Origin of the sequence: uncultured Photobacterium sp., from assembly GCF_947039875.1 — a bacterium.
Classification (GTDB): domain Bacteria; phylum Pseudomonadota; class Gammaproteobacteria; order Enterobacterales; family Vibrionaceae; genus Photobacterium.
In genome coordinates, this window is sequence record NZ_CAMRAN010000004.1 from 104,537 (window position 1) to 125,426 (window position 20,890).

Genomic DNA, 20,890 nt, shown 5'->3' on the forward strand with positions numbered 1-20,890 from the left:
TCCCAACGTGATCATACTAATAATCAAAAGTGTGAATTAGTTACGAGTTACCATCCTATCTATAGCAGTAGAATCATTTATTCCGACATAAAATTATGAGCATAAAGGTTATGCCGACGACTAGTTACATGGAGCAATGATGCAGCCTGTTTATACGGATTTGATAGAACAATTACGTCAGCAAATTGATGAACAAAGAATCATTACCGATCCAACATTACTGTTTGCTTATGGTACTGATGCCAGTTTTTACCGTTTGTTACCGCAATTAGTTCTACAGCTTGATACGCTTGATGAAGTTATTTTTGCCGTTAAAACGTGTTATGAACGTAAAATTGCTGTTACTTTTCGTGCTGCTGGTACGAGCCTTTCAGGTCAAGCGCAATCAGATTCCGTATTAATTACATTAACGCGTCGGTGGCGTGATTATAAAGTACTGAATGATGGGGCTCAAATCTGGTTACAACCGGGAATTATTGGTGCCGAGGCAAATACTATTTTAGCGCCATTTGGACGTAAAATTGGCCCGGATCCTGGCTCTATTAATAGTTGTAAAATCGGTGGTATTGTTGCCAATAATGCATCTGGAATGTGCTGTGGTACTTCACAAAATAGCTACCGTACTATTGCTGGAATGACGGTAGTATTGGCTGATGGTACGTTACTTAATACGTTAGATCTCAACAGTATTGCTGCATTTAAAAAAAGCCATGCCAAGATGATCTCAGAATTAATGTTATTGGTGAGTGAATGTCAGGCTAACCGTGTTTTAGCGGATAAGATCCGCCATAAATACCGCTTAAAAAATACCACGGGTTATAGTTTAAATGCGCTGGTGGATTTTGATGATCCCATTGATGTGTTACAGCACTTATTTGTTGGCTCAGAAGGGACATTAGGTTTTATTGCGGATGTCACTTATAACACAGTCGTAAATCACGCCTTTAAAGCATCTGGTCTGTTTGTCTTTGCTGACATAGAACAAACATGCCTTGCAGTAAGCCAATTGAGTAAAACCCGTGTCGCAGCGGTAGAGCTAATGGATAATCGGTCATTGGCATCTGTAGCAGAAAAACCAGGCATGCCACGCTTTATTGCTCAACTGGGTATTGATGGCAACACTGAAGCGGCGGCGCTATTAATTGAGTTGCATGCTGAAGATGAACAAGATTTAGGTCTTCAAAGTGATGGCATACAACAGATAATCAACGCATTTTCGCCAATTGAACAAGTGAATTTTAGTCGTGATGCGAAAGTTTGTGATCAATTATGGGGTATTCGTAAAGAGCTGTTTCCTGCTGTTGGCGCTGTACGAGAAAGTGGTACCACAGTAATAATTGAAGATGTTGCCTTTCCTATTGATCAATTGGCACCCGCAGTACGTGACTTACAAACACTGTTTGTACAATTTGAATACCATGAAGCCATTATTTTTGGTCATGCTTTAGCGGGCAATTTGCATTTTGTTTTTACACAGGCATTTGATACACAAGTTGAAATTGAACGCTATAGCGCCTTTATGGATGCCGTGGCTCAATTGGTTGCTGTTGATTATCAGGGCTCGTTAAAAGCAGAGCATGGTACTGGCCGAAATATGGCGCCGTTTATTGAACTTGAATGGGGAAATGACGGTTATCAGTTAATGCTCGCAATTAAAGGTATTTTTGATACGCGCGGTATTCTAAATCCTGGCGTGATCATTAACGCGGATAAAAAATCACATATTAAAAATTTGAAAGCCATGCCCGTTGCTGATGAACTTATTGATAAGTGCGTAGAATGTGGCTTTTGTGAGCCCGTATGCCCTTCGCGTAATTTATCATTAACCCCACGTCAGCGTAATACGGTGTTTCGTGAAATATCACGCTTACGACGTAGCGATGAAGATCCTGCTCGTTTAGCGGCGATGGAAAAAACCTACCGTTACTATGGACTCGATACGTGTGCAGCAACAGGTTTATGTGCAGAGCGTTGTCCTGTTGGTATTAATACGGGTGATTTAGTGCGTAAATTACGCCAGAATCATACTGAAAAAGCCAAGAAAATTGCCACATGGACAGGAAACCATTTTGCAACGGTAACAGCGTCAGCCAAGGCGGGATTAACTGTTGCGAATAAGATGCATAATCTATTAGGTACCAATAGAATGCATAAGTTCACGCAAAAGGCTTACCAACTATCAGGCCATAAAATTCCACAATGGACACCTCATTTACCGTTACCTGCTGCAAAAATAGTAGCTCCAATTATTAGTGGTATTACCAAAGAGCGGATAGTGTATTTCCCAAGTTGTGCCGCCAGAAATATGGGGGTTGAAGCACAAGCAAAGGATAAGCGTGCGTTAGTTGAAGTTACGATATCGTTATTGGAAAAAGCGGGTTATGAGGTTATTTTGCCAGCTGATTTAAATAATCAATGTTGTGGCATGCCTTATACAAGTAAAGGCTTTCCCGAAACAGCACACCTTAAAGCGCAACAACTTGAACAAGTTTTATGGGCGGCTTCAGAACAAGGCCAATATCCAATTTTGATGGATACCAGTCCATGTGCCAGCACCAGTAAACAATATTTATGTAAAGAATTGACTATTTATGAACCGTTCAAGTTTGTTGCTGAGTTTGTTTTACCAAGATTAAAAATCACACCTCAGTTAGACCCAGTGATGTTGCATATTACCTGTACTTCTCGACGCCAAGGGTTAGCACCACTGATTGAGCAAGTGACTAAAGCATGTGCATTAAATGTCATTATTCCCGATGATATTAGTTGTTGTGGCTTTGCTGGCGATAAAGGTTTTACTACACCTGAACTTAATGCAAGTGCACTTGCACCGTTAAAGGCACAGGTCCCAGCAGGGTGTAGTGAAGGGTATTCAAATAGTCGAACTTGTGAAATTGGTTTATCAGAACACAGCGGTATTGAGTATCGTTCCATTTTATATTTAGTGGATAAAGTAAGCGCTTTGCATTAATACTAAATAGTTTATTAGTGTTTAAATATGATGGACAATCAAGCCCTATTTTTTATGGGGCTTTTGTTTTTAAATTTGTTTAAAAAATATCGCGGCAGATGAAGTTTTATTTTAATGGTATGGATTAGTGGCAAAATGTTTAAAAAGCGACCGTGAGTAAAAGTGGTTATTAAGTTTTTATATTTAAAGCAATCTTCTTTCTATTATTAATATCTCTCTGATTATGGTTATTTAGCAGAGTAAAATCATTAATTTAATGCGTTTACTCTAAATCATATTAAATAAATCGTAAAAATCGATATTAATATACCTATTTGAGTTGTTGGTCACTGTTTTCTGTACTTGAAAGCTTTGGTGGGCAAGCTTATTATTTTATGACTTTAAGTTGCGCTTATCTTCACCAAAAAATCATTACTTATATTAATGACGATGATGATGTACGCATGATGAATATAAAAATATTTTTAGCGAAAATAATCTCTATCACCTAGACTCAAATTTAGCTAAATAGGATAAATCCATGGCAACGACAGATACGGCTCAACTAGAACAACCAAACTCAACAAAAAAAACAAATAAGTTTCGTAATATTATTATTTTTATTGTTATTGCTGCAGGTTTAGGTACTGCAGGATATTTTTATACACGTCATCAAAAATTATATCCAAGTACTGATGATGCTTATATTCATGCCAACATTCTTTATGTTGCACCACAAATCAGTGGCAAAGTACTTACTGTAGGTGTTGAAAATTATCAACATGTTACTGAAGGTGATTTATTGGTTAAGATTGATCCTGCCCCTTATGAAATTGAGCTAGAACAAGCTAAAGCGGCTTATGAAGTAGCAACACAGCAAAATAAAGCCACTGATGATGCTATTTTAGCGGCAAGTGCAAATGTACGTGCGGCTGATGCCAATCTCGTCGATGTTCAAAAAACGTATCACCGTATAATGGATTTAGTGAATCGCAAATTGTTACCAGCACAACAAGGTGATGACGTTAAAGCAAAATTAGCAGGAGCTCAAACATCACTTGAAGCTGCTCGTGCAAAAATGTCGCAATTAATTAACCAACAAGGTGCGAAAGGCAATGAAGCCCCACAAGTTAAGCAAGCAGCTGCTGCATTAAGCCAAGCAACATTGAATCTTTCTTATACTAATATCTATGCGCCACATGATGGTGAGCTAGGTAAGGTTAGCGTTCGTCCTGGTAGTGTCGTCTCTCCTGGTTTGGCGATGATGCCATTAATTGAAGATAATACAGCATGGTTACAAGCGAACTATAAAGAGAAAGATATTGGCTTATTAAAAGTGGGCATGACTGCTAAGGTTATATTAGATATGTATCCGAATGTAACTTATCACGGTCAGGTTGAAGCTCTTTCTCCTGCAAGTGGTTCATCTTTCTCACTACTACCTGCTGAAAATGCAACGGGGAACTGGGTGAAAGTACCACAGCGTTTCCCTGTACGAGTGAAGTTTATTGATTTGAAAAATAAACCATTACTTCGTGTTGGTGCGAGTGCAAATGTGACTATTGATACTCAATCAGAGACTAACTAATGAGTTCAGTTACACCAGCTAACCGCTTATGGATCACCTTAGCCGTTATGTTATCAGCAATCATGGTATTGCTAGATATGACGATTGCTAACGTTGCTTTACCGCATATGATGGGGGCACTAGGGGTTACGTCTGAACAGGTGACATGGGTACTTACTTCTTACTCAATGGCTGAAGCTATTTGTATTCCTCTTGCGAGTTATTTTGCGCTCAAATTTGGTGTACGCAAGTTGCTGATCGTTTCTGTTATTGGCTTTATCATTACATCAGGTTTATGCGGTCAAGCAGATAGTCTTGCTGAAATGGTTACCTTTCGTATTATGCAGGGGGCTTTTGGGGCGTCAGTTATTCCACTCGCACAATCAACTATGGTGCAAATTTATCCCGCGGATCAGCGTGGTAAAGCCATGGCATTATTTAGCGTTGGTATTTTATTGGGACCAATCTTAGGGCCAACTGTGGGAGGGATTATCACTGAAAATATGGACTGGCGCTGGATTTTCTACGTTAACGTCCCCGTAGGTGCATTATGTTTAACCTTAGTTTATCTATTTGTTAAGATTGATGGTAAAGGTGAAACAAAGTTAGATTGGCCTCTTGTTATTGGTATGACAGTGGGTATTGGTTTATTGCAGATGGTGCTAGATAGAGGTAATGAAGAAGGATGGTTTGAGTCTAACTTCATTTTATTTTCATTGATCATTAGTGCAATAGCATGGGTATTCTTTATTGTTCGTTCATGGCGTACAAAAGGGGATGTCGCTCCTATGTGGCTATTAAAAGATCGTAACCTAACGGTGTCATGCTTGATCATGGCTGGCTTTTCGATGGGATTGTTTGGTATCACCCAACTTCAACCAATGATGTTAGAACAGTTATTACATTATCCAGTGGAAACAACTGGATTTGTGATGGCTCCGCGTGGATTAGCATCTGCTGTTGTATTGCTCGTTATGGCGCAATACATGGATAGATTAGATCCTCGAATGCTGGTGGCTGTCGGACTTGGGTTCAGTATCTTTGGCACCTATTTAATGATGCAATACTCAATGGATATAAATTTATATTGGGTTCTGATGCCATCGATCATTCAAGGAATGGGAATGGGATTGGTGTTTGCACCACTGAGTCAAATGGCTTATCGCACAATAGAGCAAAAATATGCTGTTGGTGGCGCAGTAATGTTTAATTTATGCCGAACCATTGGTAGTTCATTTGGTATCTCAATCGTAAACACTTATTTCAGCCGTACTCAACAACGAGAGTGGCATGCATTAGGTGCTGATATTACGGCGACCAATCCAATATTACAGCAGCAAGCAATGCAGCATCACACAACAGTGACTGATCCTAACTTTATTGCGCAAGTGAGTGCGTTATTATATCAACAATCAACATTAGTGGCGTTTGTATACACGTTTGGTTTCTTGATGTTTTCTTACGTAGCATTATTACCATTGTTAGCGTTATATCGATTTAAAAAAAATGTAATTAGTGAGAATTAAACGGCATATTTTAGGCGCTAAAGTTTGATGATAATAGGCTGGTTTTATTAACATTATGATTATTTATAATGAGATATAAAATATTTTTTAATAGCAGTGCTTTTTTTTGGCGGCAATAAAATCTCGCCTATAAAAAACTTTACAAATACAAAGTTTAATGAGATTATATTGCTACTCTGTAGCTAGAGTTATTGAACGAGAATTAAGTTAAAGAAAAACCCTTAGAAGCATCTTCGTTATTGTTGTGTAAACTAGTGTTTCCCTTCGCTTTTCATCGTCATATTTAATAATTCGAGCTTCAGTGCATCGTATTTTACGATAATTTTAAAGAATTTATATAAGGGACACATCATGTCTAACAAATCAACTGGTCTAGTAAAGTGGTTTAACGAAGAGAAAGGTTTTGGTTTCATTACTCAAGACAACGGCGGTGCTGACGTATTCGTTCACTTCCGTGCAATCGCTTCTGAAGGCTTCAAAACTCTTGCTGAAGGCCAGAAAGTGTCTTTTGAAGTAGAGCAAGGCCAAAAAGGTCTTCAAGCTGCAAACGTTGTAGCTCTATAATTTTATAGTTAATCTATAAAGTTTGATAAAAGCGTAAATAACTCTGTTATTTGCGCTTTTGTAGTTTCTGGGGCTTGTTTTTAAATATCTTCGCGTTAATCTTTCTGCTAACGCATAAACGACTGCATTATCCGCTAACATCTTACCTTTCTTTATCTACATTAATTGATTAATTATCATCTAGTCATAATGTTAATTACTTCTGATTAAAATTGACTAATCGTCCATCATAAGCACAAATAATACTAATTACTTCTTTCTTAAAGATCTGTGGGCATTGATAGTTTGTTTTTAACGATCGCATTTCATTGCGTATATTAGATTCAAATTCTGGAGGATAAACAACATTAATTGATAATGATAAGCCAGTGATTGTTTGGCGAGTCAGATGAAGCTTTTTCCAATATGTCATGCTGTTCCTTAATAAATCCAATATCTTTATTTAAATAGTATGTCATTCTGTATGTGAATAATAGCAGTATTTAGCATGATAGATATAAACAGATCGACATTCTGTATAGGGGATAATCTAAGCAGGTTAGGTAATATTAAATTGCTTATAATAGAAGGACTTTAGGAATATAAGGCTATGGAGAAAGGTGCATTAATCTATTGAAGCTACTTTAATGTTAGAGTAGCTTCAATGAGTCATTATCGTTTATCGAGCATTTGTTGGTGCAACAAGGCGAGCCTTACCAATTACGTGAGCAAGGATGTTATAACCCGCTAATGCTGGAGATGCATTTTCAGGTAGTTTGATATTAGCTGTATTTAAGGCATAAACCGTAATTTGGTAATTATGTGGTTTTGCTTTTGGTGGAGGACATGCACCGCCAAAACCTTTAAAACCAAAGTCATTAGTTACCATACTTGCACCTTTGGGTAAGTTTTTACCACCAACGGCACCTGCACCTTCTGCTAATGAATGTACGTCGGCAGGAATATTAATTACACTCCAGTGCCACCAACCGCTTCCTGTTGGTGCATCCGGATCGTACATAGTTACAGCGAAGCTTTTAGTACCGGTAGGAACATCAGTCCAACTTAACTGTGGTGATTCATTTTTACCAGTACAGCCCCATTGGTTAAAAAGTTGTGAATTACTTAATGTTTGATCATTAGTAATATTTTGGCTGTTTAATGTCATTGCAGCCTGTGACATAAAAGATGGTAGGGTAAAAAGCAGCGCTACAGCAAGCGTCTTAATTTTCATAGTAGTACCTATGGGTTAGTTAAAACTGATGTTATTTTAATGTGTTATCATTATCGAATAATCAGTAAACGTTATGGTTAAATATCTAATTCGTATAATGCTTTATGCATAACAATAGCTCAAACCAATAAAATTGTATCAATAGTTGAGAAAAAATCACTTAAGGATTCAATGTGAGATCACTTCCCCCATTAAAAGGTATTATTTATTTTGAAGCTTCAGCTCGATTACAAAGTTTTAAATTAGCAGCAGAAGAACTATTTGTAACACCTGGTGCTGTGAGCCATCAGATTCAGACACTTGAAGCATTTATTGGTCAAAAATTATTTATTCGCCAACATAGGGGAATTAAATTAACCAATGCTGGTGTGCGTTATTTCAATCGTATTGGTTTGATTTTAAAAGATTTAGATCAGGCAACGACAGATATTGGTTTCGTGACAAAAAAGCAAAAAATAACAATAGCGATCCCACCAACATTATTAAACAAGTGGCTATTACCTCGAATTAATTACACATACCTGAATGAAAATGATATTTCAGTTGTCTTTATTGATACCATTGAAATGTTAGACTTAAATAAAGAAAATATCGATATTTCAATTCGTTATAGTATTGAAAAACCAAATGAAAAATACTGTCAGTTATTATTTCAGGAACAAATGATTGCTGTTTGTGCACCTGATTATACTGATAAGCCTCTAAGTTACTTGTCAGCAGAATTATTATCAACGAGTACTTTGATTGAAACGACGAATAGATTAATTCAATGGGATTTAGTTTTAGCGAATAATAATGTTAAATTAGACCCTAATCAAAGTAAGGTGTATTTTCAAAATTCAATGCATGCGATTGAAGCTGCAATACAAGGTATCGGTATTGCATTTATAAATCGTATCTTTGTTGAATCGTATTTGAGACAGGGTGTTCTTATAGAAGCTATTGATATGGGTGTTATACAGGATAATATTCCTAGCTATTACTTGGTTAGTAACTATGAGAAAATGCAGAATCCATCAACTCAACTTCTTTATCAAGAAATTGAGTCATATATTAATGATGATATTGTGACGGCTGCTGTTTGATATGTTATTAATTGTAAATAATAAATGATTTATTCAGCATGCATGGCAGTATCTGTAATCGCATCATCATTTTCAATATCTTCAAGCAGTGATCTTAATTGTAAGATTGCTTGTGCTAGCGAGTATTCATTATTACAAACTAATGACTGAATCTGTTGTTGGTAATCAGATAGCTGTCTCATTATTTATCCTTATAAACATCAGTCGTTAATGTCGTACTGTATTTTTCACCAAGTAGTGAATCACGAGCGGCAGACCATGCGTTGGCATAGCACATGGCTAATGTTGCTTTATCACTACTTATTACTGCTCCTTTATCAATGGTAGCTTTTTGGCTAGAGCATTGATCATCAATTTGTTTGCTGTATTTATCACCTTGATTTGTAAAGCTATAAACTTGATTCTTGGCACTTTTTGTGGCTTGCTGTAAACAAAGAATAAGACCTTGTTCATCATAATTTTGGTTACTGACACACGATTGCACAACAATAGAATTGGTTGCATTTGCTGCCGCTGAAAATAGAGTACCAACAGTAAGGGTGACTAAAATTGTTTTTTTCATGAAGGGATGCATTAGATCTACTTTGCCATTATTTAGGTTTAATAATATAAATATTATACCTTAGACACATATAGTAAATATATAAAATAACTATTAAGCTCTCACTTTTGTAACTGATAAAAACTTATCAGTGTAAGGTTAAATTTTTGTAATTAATTGTTGTATATCGGATAAAAGTGGATTTATTATGTAATCTATAAATAATGGTAAATACTCAAGGATGATATATGAAGGAAGCTATATTTGAAAATGATGTTGTTCGGCTTTATTTGAATGATATATCGTTTAAACCTTTGTTAACAAAAACAGATGAGATTCTTTATAGTCGTAAATCATTATTAGGTGATGAACAGGCTAAACGTGTTCTTATTGAATCTAATTTACGTCTTGTTGTTAACTTAGCTAAAAAATATCGAGCCTCTACTTTATTATTGAGTGATTTAATTGATGAGGGAAATATTGGTTTAATTACGGCTGTCGAAAAGTTTGATCCAGAAAAAGGATTCAGATTTTCTACTTATGCATCGTGGTGGATTAAGCAGACGATTGAACGGGCCATTCATAATCAAAGTCGTACTATTCGATTGCCAGTACATGTGTCAAAAGAAGTGAATACGATTTTACGCGCCCATCGTGATTTAATGGCGAAGAATAATAATGAGCCATCACCAGAAGATATCGCAGACTATTTAAAGCGTGATGTAAGTGAAATTTCTTTTTTAATGACAAATAATCAGCATGTTTTATCATTTGAACAAACATTGAATGAAGATGATAATAATTCGTTATCGTACTTTGTTGCAGATGAAGATGCAAATATAGATAAAGTAATAGAACGTAGTGATATGCAAATGATTACTAAAAAAATGTTATTTACATTAACTGAGCGTGATCGTGAAATTATTTGTCGTCGGTTTGGGTTATTAGGTTATGAGCCGCAAACATTACAAGAAGTTGCTGATGCAGTAGGGTTAACACGAGAGCGTATTCGACAATTACAAATAAAAAATCTTATGCGTTTGAAGCGTGCTTTAGTTAATAATAATTATGATGTGGAAATGTTGTTTTCAGCATCAGCATAAAAAATTATTGCTAATCTTAGTATAAAAAGAGGTGACATTTGTCATCTTTTTTATTTCCAAGGTATTGATTATAAATATAGAGTTATGCTTTATACTGATAGATAGCACTTTATATTAAAAGTGCATATTATAACATTACGTCCTTAGTGATAAAGTCCCTATCATTTATAAGTATTGTTGTGATATCTCATCCATGATGCAGTTAACAAAGCGAAGTGTTTGTTTTTTTAACTATATTTGTCATTGTTTTAGTTTGGTTGAATGGTGAATAAATACTACTACTATTACTTGTTCACTTTGGTGATTTGATCTAAATATATCCTATTTTTAAAATAATAAATTAAGTCATTCGCAAAATAAAATTAGCATTATTGCTTGATGTAATAATCGATAAGCCTATGATATTATTCTCTGATTTTTTAATGTTATTCAACCGTATATATGGTGATACGTTAAATATTAATATTAAAATAGCCATTAATCGTTAATGGTATGTTGAGAGATAGTGTTGTGATTGATTTATTGAAAGATATATTGGGATGGACATCGGTGGTGTTTTATATCTTAATCACTATATTTAACACCATGAAAGTTACCCGTTATGCCGCTTTTGCTTCTGCAACAAACGATACAATATGGTCAATTTTAATGGGGTGGTGGCCGAAAGTTATTCTCAATTTATCGGTTACAGCAATTAATTTATATCGATATTTTAAAGATTTTACTCAAACAGCGAAAATCATTATTCAATTGTTAGCAACAGTTATGGTGATAGGCATATCATATATTGTCTATGTTGCTGTTAATGCTTTTATTGCTGAACCCACACTGGCTGTAGGATTACAGTTTGTTGATCTAGGCGTGATTGTCATTGCTTTATATATGACTGAATTGAAAAAATACCGCATATTAATGTTGTTATCAGGCTTTGTAGGTATGGTCGGTTATTTTGGTAACCCTCAGATGATGATAATTAAAGCATTAGTTATTCTAATTATGAGCTATAAACTATTTACAACTCGAAATGATACTCCAGAACAACAAGCCGCCGAAAATAAATGAATTCAGAAGAAAAAGCAGGTTACTCTTCAATTATTTATTGATATAAAAACGCTCATTGTTAATACAACGAGCGTTTTTTTGAACATTAACTTAATTAAGTTATGTCTGAATTAGATTTCGAAGCTTGCGAGTGCATCGCCATTATCTAATAATTGTTGTAGTGCTTTAGGTGTACGGCCTTGGCCTGTCCACGTTTTCTCATCACCATTTTCATCAACAAACTTGTATTTAGCTGGACGAGAAGCTCGCTTTTTCTTGGTTTTTGGTGTGTCACCAATTAATGCAATTAATTCTTCCGGTGTAATGCCTTCAGCTGCAAGCATATCGCGGTACTTTTGCAGTTTTGCTTCTTGTTCTTTATTTTCAGCTTTAGCTGCTTCTTCTTCCACACGACGTTCTTCAACGACTTGGGTGAACTTTTGTAGACCTTCTTGTAGATCTTCAATAGACATTTCACGCGCTTGAGCTCTTAAAGAGCGTAGATTTAAAAGAGTTTCAATCATGTTATTAATTCTAAATAAAAGTAATTTTGCCTATTGTACTTAACTTTTATAATAAGACACTAAAAATAGTCACCATAGTTGTAACTAAATCTCATTTTTTCTTTTTTAATTGTCATTTTTACTTCTTTTTTATTTAAAGTATAAAATAAGAAGCAATTGTCTGTCGTATTATCATTAGTTACACAATAAGAGAAATAGCCGAGACTAATTGATAGTCATTATAATAACGGTGCTTGAATTATACTTTAATGCCATCTGTACTATAAAATAATCGATAAATATTTAATGAGTTATTGATTGTTAAAAACCGATAGCTTCAATTGTTTATGTAATATTAATTTCATATCTAGCCCCTCATGTATAAGGTTATTTAGCATATAATTTTATTATTACCATGCTTTTTTGATTAGCAATAAGTCATTTGTTTGTTTCAATTTGTAACGTGGACGTTTTTTTTTGATTGTTAATTCATCAAAGAGATAAGATATGCTCAAAAAATTCATTATCTCAAGCATTATAAAAAAAATTTATCGTTACCATTACTGATGTTATTTGTGCGATTAGTGTTAAAAGAACATCATGTATGTAACTTTTCATGGATGATATATAGCAGTAAGGATATCGTTTGAATACATTACGTAAAAATTTCGAATTAATTGATAAGCCCACATTCTTTGGGGCATTGGCAATGTTGATTTCAGTCGTTGTACCACTTCTTTTATTCCCTAAAGAAGGAGCAGAGTGGATCGCGGTTGCAAAAAGTTTTATGACTGACCAGCTAGGTTTTTTATATTTAGCGCTGGGTATGGCTGCATTTTTCTTTATGATTTACATTGTTTTTTCTGATATCGGCCAAATTAAATTGGGTGATGCAGATGAAGAGCCTGAATTTAAAACTGCATCATGGGCGGCAATGCTTTTCTGTGGTGGTATCGGTGCGAGTATTTTGTACTGGGGTGCAATTGAATGGGCTTATTATTACCAAAGCCCACCATTTCAATTACAGCCAGGAAGTGAAGAAGCTGTTCGCTGGGCTGCAACTTATGGTGTTTTCCACTGGGGTCCTATTGCATGGTGTATATACCTTGTACCTGCAGTGCCAATTGCGTATTTCTTTTATGTCCGCAAACAACCGGTATTAAAAGTTTCAGCAGCGTTAATGCCTGTTATTGGTGAAGCACGTAGTCATGGTTGGATTGGTAAAGTTATTGATGTGTTGTTTATTTTTGGTTTATTAGGTGGTGGTGCAACAACACTAGGTCTAGCTGCGCCATTGATCACTGAAGGTGCGCACTATTTATTTGGTACGCCTAAAAATACACAAACTCAAATTATTGTATTACTGCTATGTACTTGTATTTTTGGTTACTCTGCTTATGCCGGTATGGAAAAAGGTATTAAAGTACTGAGTAATATAAACTTCTGGGGTGCATTAGGTTTACTAGCGTTCATTCTAGCGGCTGGCCCAACGATTTTCATGTTAGAAACTGGCTTAGATTCATTAGGTCGTATGTTGTCTAATTTCTTCATTATGGCAACGTGGGCTGAACCTTTTGGCGGCTACGGTACTTTTGAAGATACTCACTTCCCACAAGATTGGACAATTTTCTATTGGGCATGGTGGTTAGTGTTTGCACCAAGCATGGGGTTATTTATTGCTCGAATTTCTCGTGGTCGTACAATTAAGCAGATGGTTACAGGCTCTATCTTCTTTGGGTCGATGGGGTGTTTCCTTTTCTTTATGGTATTGGGTAACTATGGTCTATCGCTACAATTATCAGGTACGCTTGATGTTGTTGGTATTTTGAATGCAGAAGGCGCAACCAAAGCTATCTTCTCTATTCTTGAGCAATTACCGTTTAGTACGATTGTTATTGCGGTATTTACACTATTATGTTTGATTTTTACAGCAACAACGTTTGACTCTATCTCATACATTTTAGCTTCTGTTGTTCAAAATGATGTAACAGAAGAGCCAATGCGTTGGAACCGTTTGTTCTGGGCATTTGCAATGTCGTTCATGCCATCAGTGTTGATGTTTATGGGCGGTCTGGAGACACTACAAACGGCGGCTATTGTGGGTGGCTTACCACTATTATTTATCACTGTAATGTTAATGATTTCAGCGGTAAAAGCGGCTTCACTAGATTTAAAAAATCAAGATGGTTACGAAGATCCTGTGATCAATATTGAAGATTTGCCAGATGTTGATCCATGGTCGACAGAAGGTATGGCATTAGCGAAGTTTGAGCAATTGAAAGATGCCGCGATTGAAGCTGCTGATGCTGAGCGTAATGCATTAGATGAAATCTGGAAAATTAAGAAAACAATTCGAGCAGAAGCATTGGCACACGGTAATAGTGGTGCAGATATGGGTGATGTTCCTCAAGAATTAGCGGATGAGTTGCACCGTCTAACTGCAGAAGCAATGGCGGCAAAAGAAGCTAAACTTGAAGCATCAGAATTAGCTCAAGAAGCTCGAATCGTTTTTAATGATATTATTAAGCAAAAAGAAGAAATCTTAGAGCTTGAAGTGCAAAAAGCATAAATAGGGATTCAGATGTAAATGTGCATAAGGCGATCTTTGGATCGCCTTTTTTATTTGTAGTGAACATATAAGCGTGATTTTGATCTCAATAGATCTGTTATGAACCTAATAGTAATAAAAAGTCCACTTCAACTAGTGGCATAAAACTGCTTTTATATGTATATTTCTTATGGTTATCACAATTAAGGTTTATACATGAATATTAAATCTATTACTCTCGCAATTAGTGCGTTGTTATGCGGTTATTCGGCGACGAGTTTGGCTGCTTTAAACGCACCAACCGACGCTGTGCAGCAACTTGAACAAATGAAAATGCGAGTATTGCAGCGTATTATTGAAACTCAAAAGCTCATTAATGATCCTACCAATATTGAAATCCGTAATGGGCAACGTTTTCTCAAATATAACGGGTATTTATACCCAATTACAGTCAACAACTTACCTTCTTTTATGCCTTTTGTTGATGGTTTTGATTATGCAGATCGTTCCGCTGAGGCTATGTTTGATTTTATTCAAATGCCATGGAAGTTAGTTAACCAAATGGATGGCGTTTATATTTATAATGACCAATTTGGTTATACCTATTTAGAACAATGGGATAAAGATAAACAATGTAATGTTCAATACCTTGTGGGTGATAAAGATTTAGTTAGTACGGCTTCAAAAGATTGTTTGCCCTATAACGCAGCTTTAATTGATGCCTACGGCTTTATTGATGAACAGCCTATTACTAATCATCTTAGTGGTGATTTTGCTGCACAAATACGTTTTATTCAAAACCAAACAGCAGAACCTTTTGGTAATGATGAAAAAGAACAACAACGAATTGTCTCTCAACGTGAAGCTTTACTTGTTGTCACTCCAATGGCTAACGATGAACCTAAAAGCGTTGAACTGAAAATATTCAAAGATGGTGTATTACTTGAGACTCGTCAAATGACGAATCCTCTACAAATTTTAGAATCAGACCGTGCTAATCACGATGATCGTAAAGATGTGGTTTACTCCAAACGTTCATTCACAACAGTTTTGCCATGGAACTGGGTTGAGAAAGGGTTAAGTTTACAGTTTTCAACTTATAGTGGTTTAAGTGGTGAATTAACAGCAGATCGAATTGATTTTGCAGCTCCTGCTCATCTTGATTTACCTATGATTAGAATTGGTATGTTAACTGAGCCGCCAGCAGCAAAACCATTAGAATTACAAACTGCACATTACGGTTCAGAGCTTTTCCAACGGTTCCCATTAGCATCAATGACGATCAGTAATTACTTACCTATTAAGTTAGATAAAGTAGTGATGTCTAATGGTGACATAAAAACAAAATACAGTGACTATGCTTCTCCCGGTATTCATAGCGGCGATATGCGAGAAGATATAACGAAGTCGTTAATTCAACTTGGTATTGCCAATGCAAATTATGGCGTTGCCAGTTCTGGTTCTAGTCAATGGCAAGCTGATAATTACCCTGCTATTGTTATTGGTCACTCTGTTGGTCGTTATAAAAATGACAAAGGTGATATTGGTGATTATACCCATGGTTTGTCGGGTGGTAATGGCATGGTACTGCTTGCGGATACTACGGGAAATGAAGTCACCCATGAGATTGGACATGCCTTGAGTATGGGTCATTATCCTGGTGGCCACGCTAATGCAACCCATGGTGCAACCACTGGGTGGGGTTATGATGCGTACCGTGGCTACATGGCAGATAACCTTAATTGGTGGTCAAAAGTTGATGGTGAATATGGTTATGGCGATATTATGGTTACGCCATATAAAACCCATTATGGCTATGGTGCAGATCCTATGGGTGGCGGTGGTTTTGACTCATCAACGTCCAGCTATCCATTATTTACCGGCTATTCATCAAAGCGTATTCAACATTATTTAGAGACTAAAGATTATCTTGATACGACAGTGACAAGTGGCTACAGCCATTGGAATGCGGTCGAACAACAATTTGAGCCTGTATCAACAACCACTAAATTAAAGCCAATCGCGCAAGGGGTTGATGTAATGACGGTGGTGGGTTTTTATGACCCACAACAGATCAATACCAGCTATGTCTATCCTGCATTATATGGCAGCTCAGGTAATGTGTATGAGTTACCTCAACCGGTTGCTGGGCAATGTTGGGCAACGGTGACTTATGGTGATAATTCACAGCAGGTTATTGGGCTTGATGGCAGCCGTAAAAATAACGGTTTAAGTAATAAACTGCATTTTAACTTAGCGCGTGATCGTGCGCCGCAAACCGTGACTATTGATTGTCCTCAAACCAGTTTAGAAACGATAGTAAGAGATGAGCTATTAACTCAGTTTGCTCAAGATCGTTTTTATGCTTGGGGTGAGAATAATCGTAGGGGTGAAATCGGTGATGTGTTTGAATATCATCGTAATGGCCGTGTTGAACTTTTTGAATTGAAAAAGCAACATTATTGGTATTTCCCTGGTGCTGGTGAATCTAACAGTGAGTGGGCGTTTGTAGGCTATCTTGATCAATTTATTGCCGATAAACAGCCAGACATAAACTTTGATGAATTAGGTCAAGTGAGACTAGATGCTCGTACCTTTATCGCTAACACTGAATATCCTGAGGCAGCGATTACCATCGGCAAGGGTCAAGGATACGATCTAGCGATTGAGTCACAAAAATCATTTACGGAACAAAGCGATTTAGCACATCTTGATTTTGAAACGATTAACCAGTTTGATCAATGGGTTGCTGATCGTTATGGTAATGGTGAATTGAATAATGGCGTAACGCATAAACGTAAGCGGGCAGGGGCAGCTTATGTTCATATTAATAAAGAACTTAACACCCGTGATTATTTCTTAATGAAAACAGTCACAGCGGGAGAGTTCCCTACGGATCATCGCAGTAATAATGATTGGAAATATTTAGGTTCAGCGGAATCTTATGTCAATTTTGATTTCAACCCACTGATATTAAATCGTGACATGGTATCGAATGTTGAACGTATTCAGCATTACTTTAAGCAGTCAGCTTTATTTACTTGGGATCAACGTACAATCACGACTTGGAATAGCTCAAATAGCGCGGTGTTCATTAATCCAACTGCTGAGGGTATTAATGAATACTTTATTCAAAGAACACCAGCTCAAGGTGGTGAGTTCCCAACCAATAAAGCGTCAAATCGTGATTGGATTTATGTAGCGGATGATAATTCGCTGAATCAATTGGTGCTGGAAATGAGTACCAACCAAGCGGTATTTGAGCAATTAGCACTTGATTGGTATAAACAAGACAGTTTTGGTAACTGGGGTGATAATGGTAAAAAAGGGAATGTCGGTGATATTTATACCTATGATTTCCGTGATGGTAAAACCCATTATTACCGTTTAAAGACAACCCACTATGGCTATTTCCCATGGCCGTCAGACCAAGATCCTAGCAATGGTAATTGGCACTATATTGGTCATTACTAAGCATAATAGGTACTAATTAATGATGTTTTAAAGCCGTATTTAACCTTGTGTTATTTACGGCTTTTTTATTGATGGTGCAACAAGGTGTCGTCAAATGTTAAACTGTCACTCATTTCATTTAATGATCACAAAAGGTAGTGTAATGAATCCAATTATTGCGTTGTTGAAAGAGAATAATATTAGTGATGAGCAGATCAGCAGTATTTTCCAAACGCTGACTCAAAATCCTCTAGCAGCAATGGCAACCATTAGCCAGCTAGGTTTACCGCAAGACAAACTACAAATGCTAATGGCACAAGTAATGCAAAACCCAGTATTAATTAAAGAAGCGGTTGAAGAACTAGGTTTGGATTTTTCAAAAGTAGAAGCTGCTAAAGAACAACTACAAAAATAAGTTTACTGATAACAGCATATTTAAGGCCGTATAAAACCCGTATATTCAGTGGTTTAAGCGGCCTTTTTTATCGCTGTGATATCAATACCACTATTAGGAAAGCCATTATGCTCAGTTATCCCATTAGTCTATGAACCTGTGAACGAAAAGGATTGATAAAGTTCTATTCGCGGACTATCGCAAGAGTGTATCGATGAACACCAAGAATTAGATTTATCTAAATTAGTATTATCTAATATAGTAATTAGAGTAAGATAAATGCTCTACTATAGTGATTGGATAATAAATAATGCACTTAGATGAAATGAAACAACGAGCGACAGAGGTTTCTGAACTTCTAAAAATAATGTCCCATTCTGAAAGGTTGATCGTACTTTGTCAGTTAATAGATGGAGAAATGAGCGCCAATCAATTGCAGCTTAACTCGACATTAAGTCAATCCGCTTTTTCACAACATTTGGCTGTGCTGAGAAAAAATGACATCGTCACTATTCGTAAAGAAGCACAATCGGTTTTTTATTCTTTAGCTGATCAGCGTATTACAGCACTTATAACCAGTTTCCATGATATTTTTTGTGATCAAGATTAAGGTGAGGTGAGTATGACTTTTCAAATACCTTGGCAATCATTTTTGGGTGGCATGTTACTTGGATTATCTGCGGTGATATTGATGCTGTTTATTGGTAAAACAGCAGGAATTAGTGGCATTATTAATGGTGTTATTAAGAGAGAGAAACAAGAATTAGGGTGGAAAATTGCATTTTTAGCCGGAATGGTTTTAAGCGTATTTATTCTATCCCCCTTGGGCGTAACGTTACCGCCTATTAGTGAACAGAATATTGGTATTGTTTTAATTGCTGGTTTATTGGTTGGCTTTGGAACACGATTAGGCAATGGATGCACCAGTGGTCACGGTATTGTTGGCCTGGGACGTTTTTCTAAACGTTCAATTTATGCAACCTGCGTGTTTATGATGTCAGCCATTATTGTGGTATTTATTCGTCGTTTATTAGGTGATTTATAATGAGCAGCTTAAAGATAAACCGTATTGTTGTTGGTGCGATTGCCGGTGTTCTATTTGGCTCTGGAATGATTATTTCAGAAATGGTTAACCCTCATAAAGTGATCGCTTTTTTAGATATTTTTGGTCAATGGGATCCAAGCCTTGCTTTTGTGATGCTAGGAGCTCTGCTCGTGTTTGCACCTTGTTATCATCTGCTGATAAAAAAACGTAAAACAGCCATCAATGGTGATGTAATTGCGCCTAAAAATAGTAATAAGATTGATGCTAAATTAACGGTGGGCGCCATTGTCTTTGGTATTGGTTGGGGGTTGGCTGGTTTTTGTCCAGGCCCTGCAATCACTAATTTAGGTGGTGGTAATTATGCCGTCTTTGCTTTTGTTGCTGCTATGATTTTAGGTATGGTTATTGCCAATAAATATTTAGCATTAAGATCTTAGTGAATGAGCGATCTTGCTTTTTTACTTTAATAATATAAAGGGAAGATGATGAAAAAGTGGATGACATTGGTTATTGCAATCATATTGGGTGGCGGTGTTTTTTATACAGTAGCACGTACAGAAGCGCCTATAACATTAGCAGAGCTTGCAACTCAACCTCAGCAATGGCAAGTCAAAGTACCTGATACAACTGCGAGTATTACGTTAAATTCAATCAAAAAATTACAGCAACAACCTTATCTTATGGGTGAATATAAGACTCCTGATGGTGCTGATAATGTGACTATTTACCTTAATGCTAATCAGGCTGTCCAACAAGGTAAATATATTGCGGCATCTTTTGTAACCACGAATTCGGGTAGCGGCACGTTTTACTATTTATCCGTATTTGAGCAAAATAATAAAAATCTTGATAATTTAGCTAACATTTTTATTGGCGATAGAATTAACATCGAAAAAATCACTATTGTTAACAATAATCCTCTCATGATTAAAATTGATTATAAAACCCATGGTGAAAACACACCTTATGCTCTACCAGCAGACGTCGCTAAATCACAGATATACCAATTAAATAATAATCAATTAGTGCTACAGCAATAAATTGTTTAGTGATTTATCAGTAGGTTGATAGATCTATAAGTCTATTATTTAAAATAAAAAGGTCACATTAAAGTGGCCTCTAGTTATGAAAGCTATTTACATATTTTATATGTGGTTGTAAGGTTTCATATTACTCATCTACCACTTCTATTGTTTTATGCTGAGCACCAAGATACGTGCCTTCATCAATTTTGTAGCGTAAAGTTTCATTACAATAAGGGCATTCAAACTCTTCATTAGGTTCGATACACTCATCTTCAATCCAATCCCAACCAAGATGTTTCTCGCAAGAGGGGCAATGCATAATGTTATCCTTT

At 36.3% G+C, this 20,890-nt stretch carries 20 protein-coding genes; 14 read left to right on the forward strand and 6 right to left on the reverse strand.

From position 1 onward, the window contains the following. Window positions 1-136: 136 nt before the first annotated feature. From Q0V26_RS02750 to Q0V26_RS02765, 4 genes are all read left to right on the forward strand, one after another. A complete protein-coding gene (locus Q0V26_RS02750) occupies window positions 137-2,971 on the forward strand; it encodes an FAD-binding and (Fe-S)-binding domain-containing protein (RefSeq protein WP_297476587.1) in 2,835 nt (944 codons plus the stop codon). A gap of 520 nt (window positions 2,972-3,491) precedes the next feature. Continuing rightward, complete coding sequence (locus Q0V26_RS02755; protein ID WP_297476589.1) at window positions 3,492-4,538, forward strand: HlyD family secretion protein; 1,047 nt, start codon at window positions 3,492-3,494, stop codon at window positions 4,536-4,538. Next, window positions 4,538-6,043, forward strand: a complete 1,506-nt coding sequence (locus Q0V26_RS02760) for a DHA2 family efflux MFS transporter permease subunit (RefSeq protein WP_297476591.1) — start codon at window positions 4,538-4,540, stop codon at window positions 6,041-6,043. Before Q0V26_RS02755 ends, Q0V26_RS02760 begins: the two co-directional genes overlap by 1 nt. A gap of 351 nt (window positions 6,044-6,394) precedes the next feature. After that, the gene (locus Q0V26_RS02765; protein WP_036791338.1) at window positions 6,395-6,607 is read left to right on the forward strand and encodes a cold-shock protein; all 213 of its coding nucleotides are present in this window, start codon (window positions 6,395-6,397) and stop codon (window positions 6,605-6,607) included. A gap of 196 nt (window positions 6,608-6,803) precedes the next feature. On the opposite strand, the gene Q0V26_RS02770 is transcribed toward Q0V26_RS02765, so the two are convergent. Further along, complete coding sequence (locus tag Q0V26_RS02770) at window positions 6,804-7,019, reverse strand: hypothetical protein (protein WP_297476618.1); 216 nt, start codon at window positions 7,017-7,019, stop codon at window positions 6,804-6,806. A gap of 246 nt (window positions 7,020-7,265) precedes the next feature. Then, window positions 7,266-7,820 (reverse strand): YbhB/YbcL family Raf kinase inhibitor-like protein, encoded by a 555-nt coding sequence (locus tag Q0V26_RS02775; RefSeq protein ID WP_297476620.1) that lies wholly within the window; start codon window positions 7,818-7,820, stop codon window positions 7,266-7,268. Window positions 7,821-7,993: 173 nt separating this feature from the next. On the opposite strand from Q0V26_RS02775, the gene Q0V26_RS02780 reads away from it, so the two are divergent. Then, window positions 7,994-8,905 (forward strand): LysR family transcriptional regulator, encoded by a 912-nt coding sequence (locus tag Q0V26_RS02780; RefSeq protein WP_297476622.1) that lies wholly within the window; start codon window positions 7,994-7,996, stop codon window positions 8,903-8,905. Between the two features lie 29 nt (window positions 8,906-8,934). On the opposite strand, the gene Q0V26_RS02785 is transcribed toward Q0V26_RS02780, so the two are convergent. Beyond that, the gene (locus Q0V26_RS02785) at window positions 8,935-9,087 is read right to left on the reverse strand and encodes a hypothetical protein (protein WP_297476623.1); all 153 of its coding nucleotides are present in this window, start codon (window positions 9,085-9,087) and stop codon (window positions 8,935-8,937) included. Next, window positions 9,087-9,467 carry a hypothetical protein gene (locus Q0V26_RS02790; RefSeq protein WP_297476625.1) on the reverse strand — a complete coding sequence of 127 codons (381 nt, stop codon included), beginning with the start codon at window positions 9,465-9,467 and terminating at the stop codon, window positions 9,087-9,089. Before Q0V26_RS02790 ends, Q0V26_RS02785 begins: the two co-directional genes overlap by 1 nt. A gap of 227 nt (window positions 9,468-9,694) precedes the next feature. Here Q0V26_RS02790 and rpoS point away from each other — a divergent pair, with 227 nt between their 5' ends. Both rpoS and Q0V26_RS02800 read left to right on the forward strand, forming a co-directional pair. Next, window positions 9,695-10,549 (forward strand): RNA polymerase sigma factor RpoS, encoded by an 855-nt coding sequence (gene rpoS / locus Q0V26_RS02795; protein WP_297476626.1) that lies wholly within the window; start codon window positions 9,695-9,697, stop codon window positions 10,547-10,549. 510 nt (window positions 10,550-11,059) lie between these two features. Next, window positions 11,060-11,611, forward strand: coding sequence for a hypothetical protein (locus Q0V26_RS02800; RefSeq protein WP_297476664.1), 552 nt, complete (start codon window positions 11,060-11,062; stop codon window positions 11,609-11,611). Between the two features lie 110 nt (window positions 11,612-11,721). Here the strand turns inward: Q0V26_RS02800 and Q0V26_RS02805 are convergent, their stop codons facing one another. Then, the gene (locus Q0V26_RS02805; RefSeq protein WP_210434268.1) at window positions 11,722-12,123 is read right to left on the reverse strand and encodes an H-NS family nucleoid-associated regulatory protein; all 402 of its coding nucleotides are present in this window, start codon (window positions 12,121-12,123) and stop codon (window positions 11,722-11,724) included. Window positions 12,124-12,739: 616 nt separating this feature from the next. On the opposite strand from Q0V26_RS02805, the gene Q0V26_RS02810 reads away from it, so the two are divergent. The 7 genes from Q0V26_RS02810 to Q0V26_RS02840 all read left to right on the forward strand — a co-directional run bounded on the left by Q0V26_RS02810 (window position 12,740) and on the right by Q0V26_RS02840 (window position 20,573). Further along, the gene (locus tag Q0V26_RS02810; RefSeq protein ID WP_297476628.1) at window positions 12,740-14,662 is read left to right on the forward strand and encodes a BCCT family transporter; all 1,923 of its coding nucleotides are present in this window, start codon (window positions 12,740-12,742) and stop codon (window positions 14,660-14,662) included. Between the two features lie 195 nt (window positions 14,663-14,857). Next, entirely contained in the window at window positions 14,858-18,115 is a 3,258-nt protein-coding gene (locus tag Q0V26_RS02815; RefSeq protein ID WP_297476630.1) for a M66 family metalloprotease, read from the forward strand. Window positions 18,116-18,257: 142 nt separating this feature from the next. Beyond that, window positions 18,258-18,509: a DUF2999 family protein gene (locus Q0V26_RS02820; protein ID WP_080156513.1), complete on the forward strand. Its 252-nt coding sequence runs from the start codon at window positions 18,258-18,260 to the stop codon at window positions 18,507-18,509. A 289-nt stretch (window positions 18,510-18,798) separates the two neighbouring features. Then, window positions 18,799-19,098 (forward strand): metalloregulator ArsR/SmtB family transcription factor, encoded by a 300-nt coding sequence (locus tag Q0V26_RS02825; protein WP_297476633.1) that lies wholly within the window; start codon window positions 18,799-18,801, stop codon window positions 19,096-19,098. A 12-nt stretch (window positions 19,099-19,110) separates the two neighbouring features. Next, window positions 19,111-19,533 carry a YeeE/YedE family protein gene (locus Q0V26_RS02830; RefSeq protein WP_297476635.1) on the forward strand — a complete coding sequence of 141 codons (423 nt, stop codon included), beginning with the start codon at window positions 19,111-19,113 and terminating at the stop codon, window positions 19,531-19,533. Continuing rightward, complete coding sequence (locus Q0V26_RS02835) at window positions 19,533-19,970, forward strand: YeeE/YedE family protein (protein WP_297476637.1); 438 nt, start codon at window positions 19,533-19,535, stop codon at window positions 19,968-19,970. The genes Q0V26_RS02830 and Q0V26_RS02835 overlap by 1 nt, the downstream gene beginning before the upstream one ends. Before the next feature lie 48 nt (window positions 19,971-20,018). After that, window positions 20,019-20,573, forward strand: a complete 555-nt coding sequence (locus Q0V26_RS02840; protein WP_297476639.1) for a hypothetical protein — start codon at window positions 20,019-20,021, stop codon at window positions 20,571-20,573. Between the two features lie 130 nt (window positions 20,574-20,703). Here Q0V26_RS02840 and Q0V26_RS02845 read toward each other — a convergent pair whose 3' ends face one another. Next, window positions 20,704-20,877 carry a hypothetical protein gene (locus Q0V26_RS02845; protein ID WP_297476641.1) on the reverse strand — a complete coding sequence of 58 codons (174 nt, stop codon included), beginning with the start codon at window positions 20,875-20,877 and terminating at the stop codon, window positions 20,704-20,706. Window positions 20,878-20,890 lie beyond the last annotated feature (13 nt).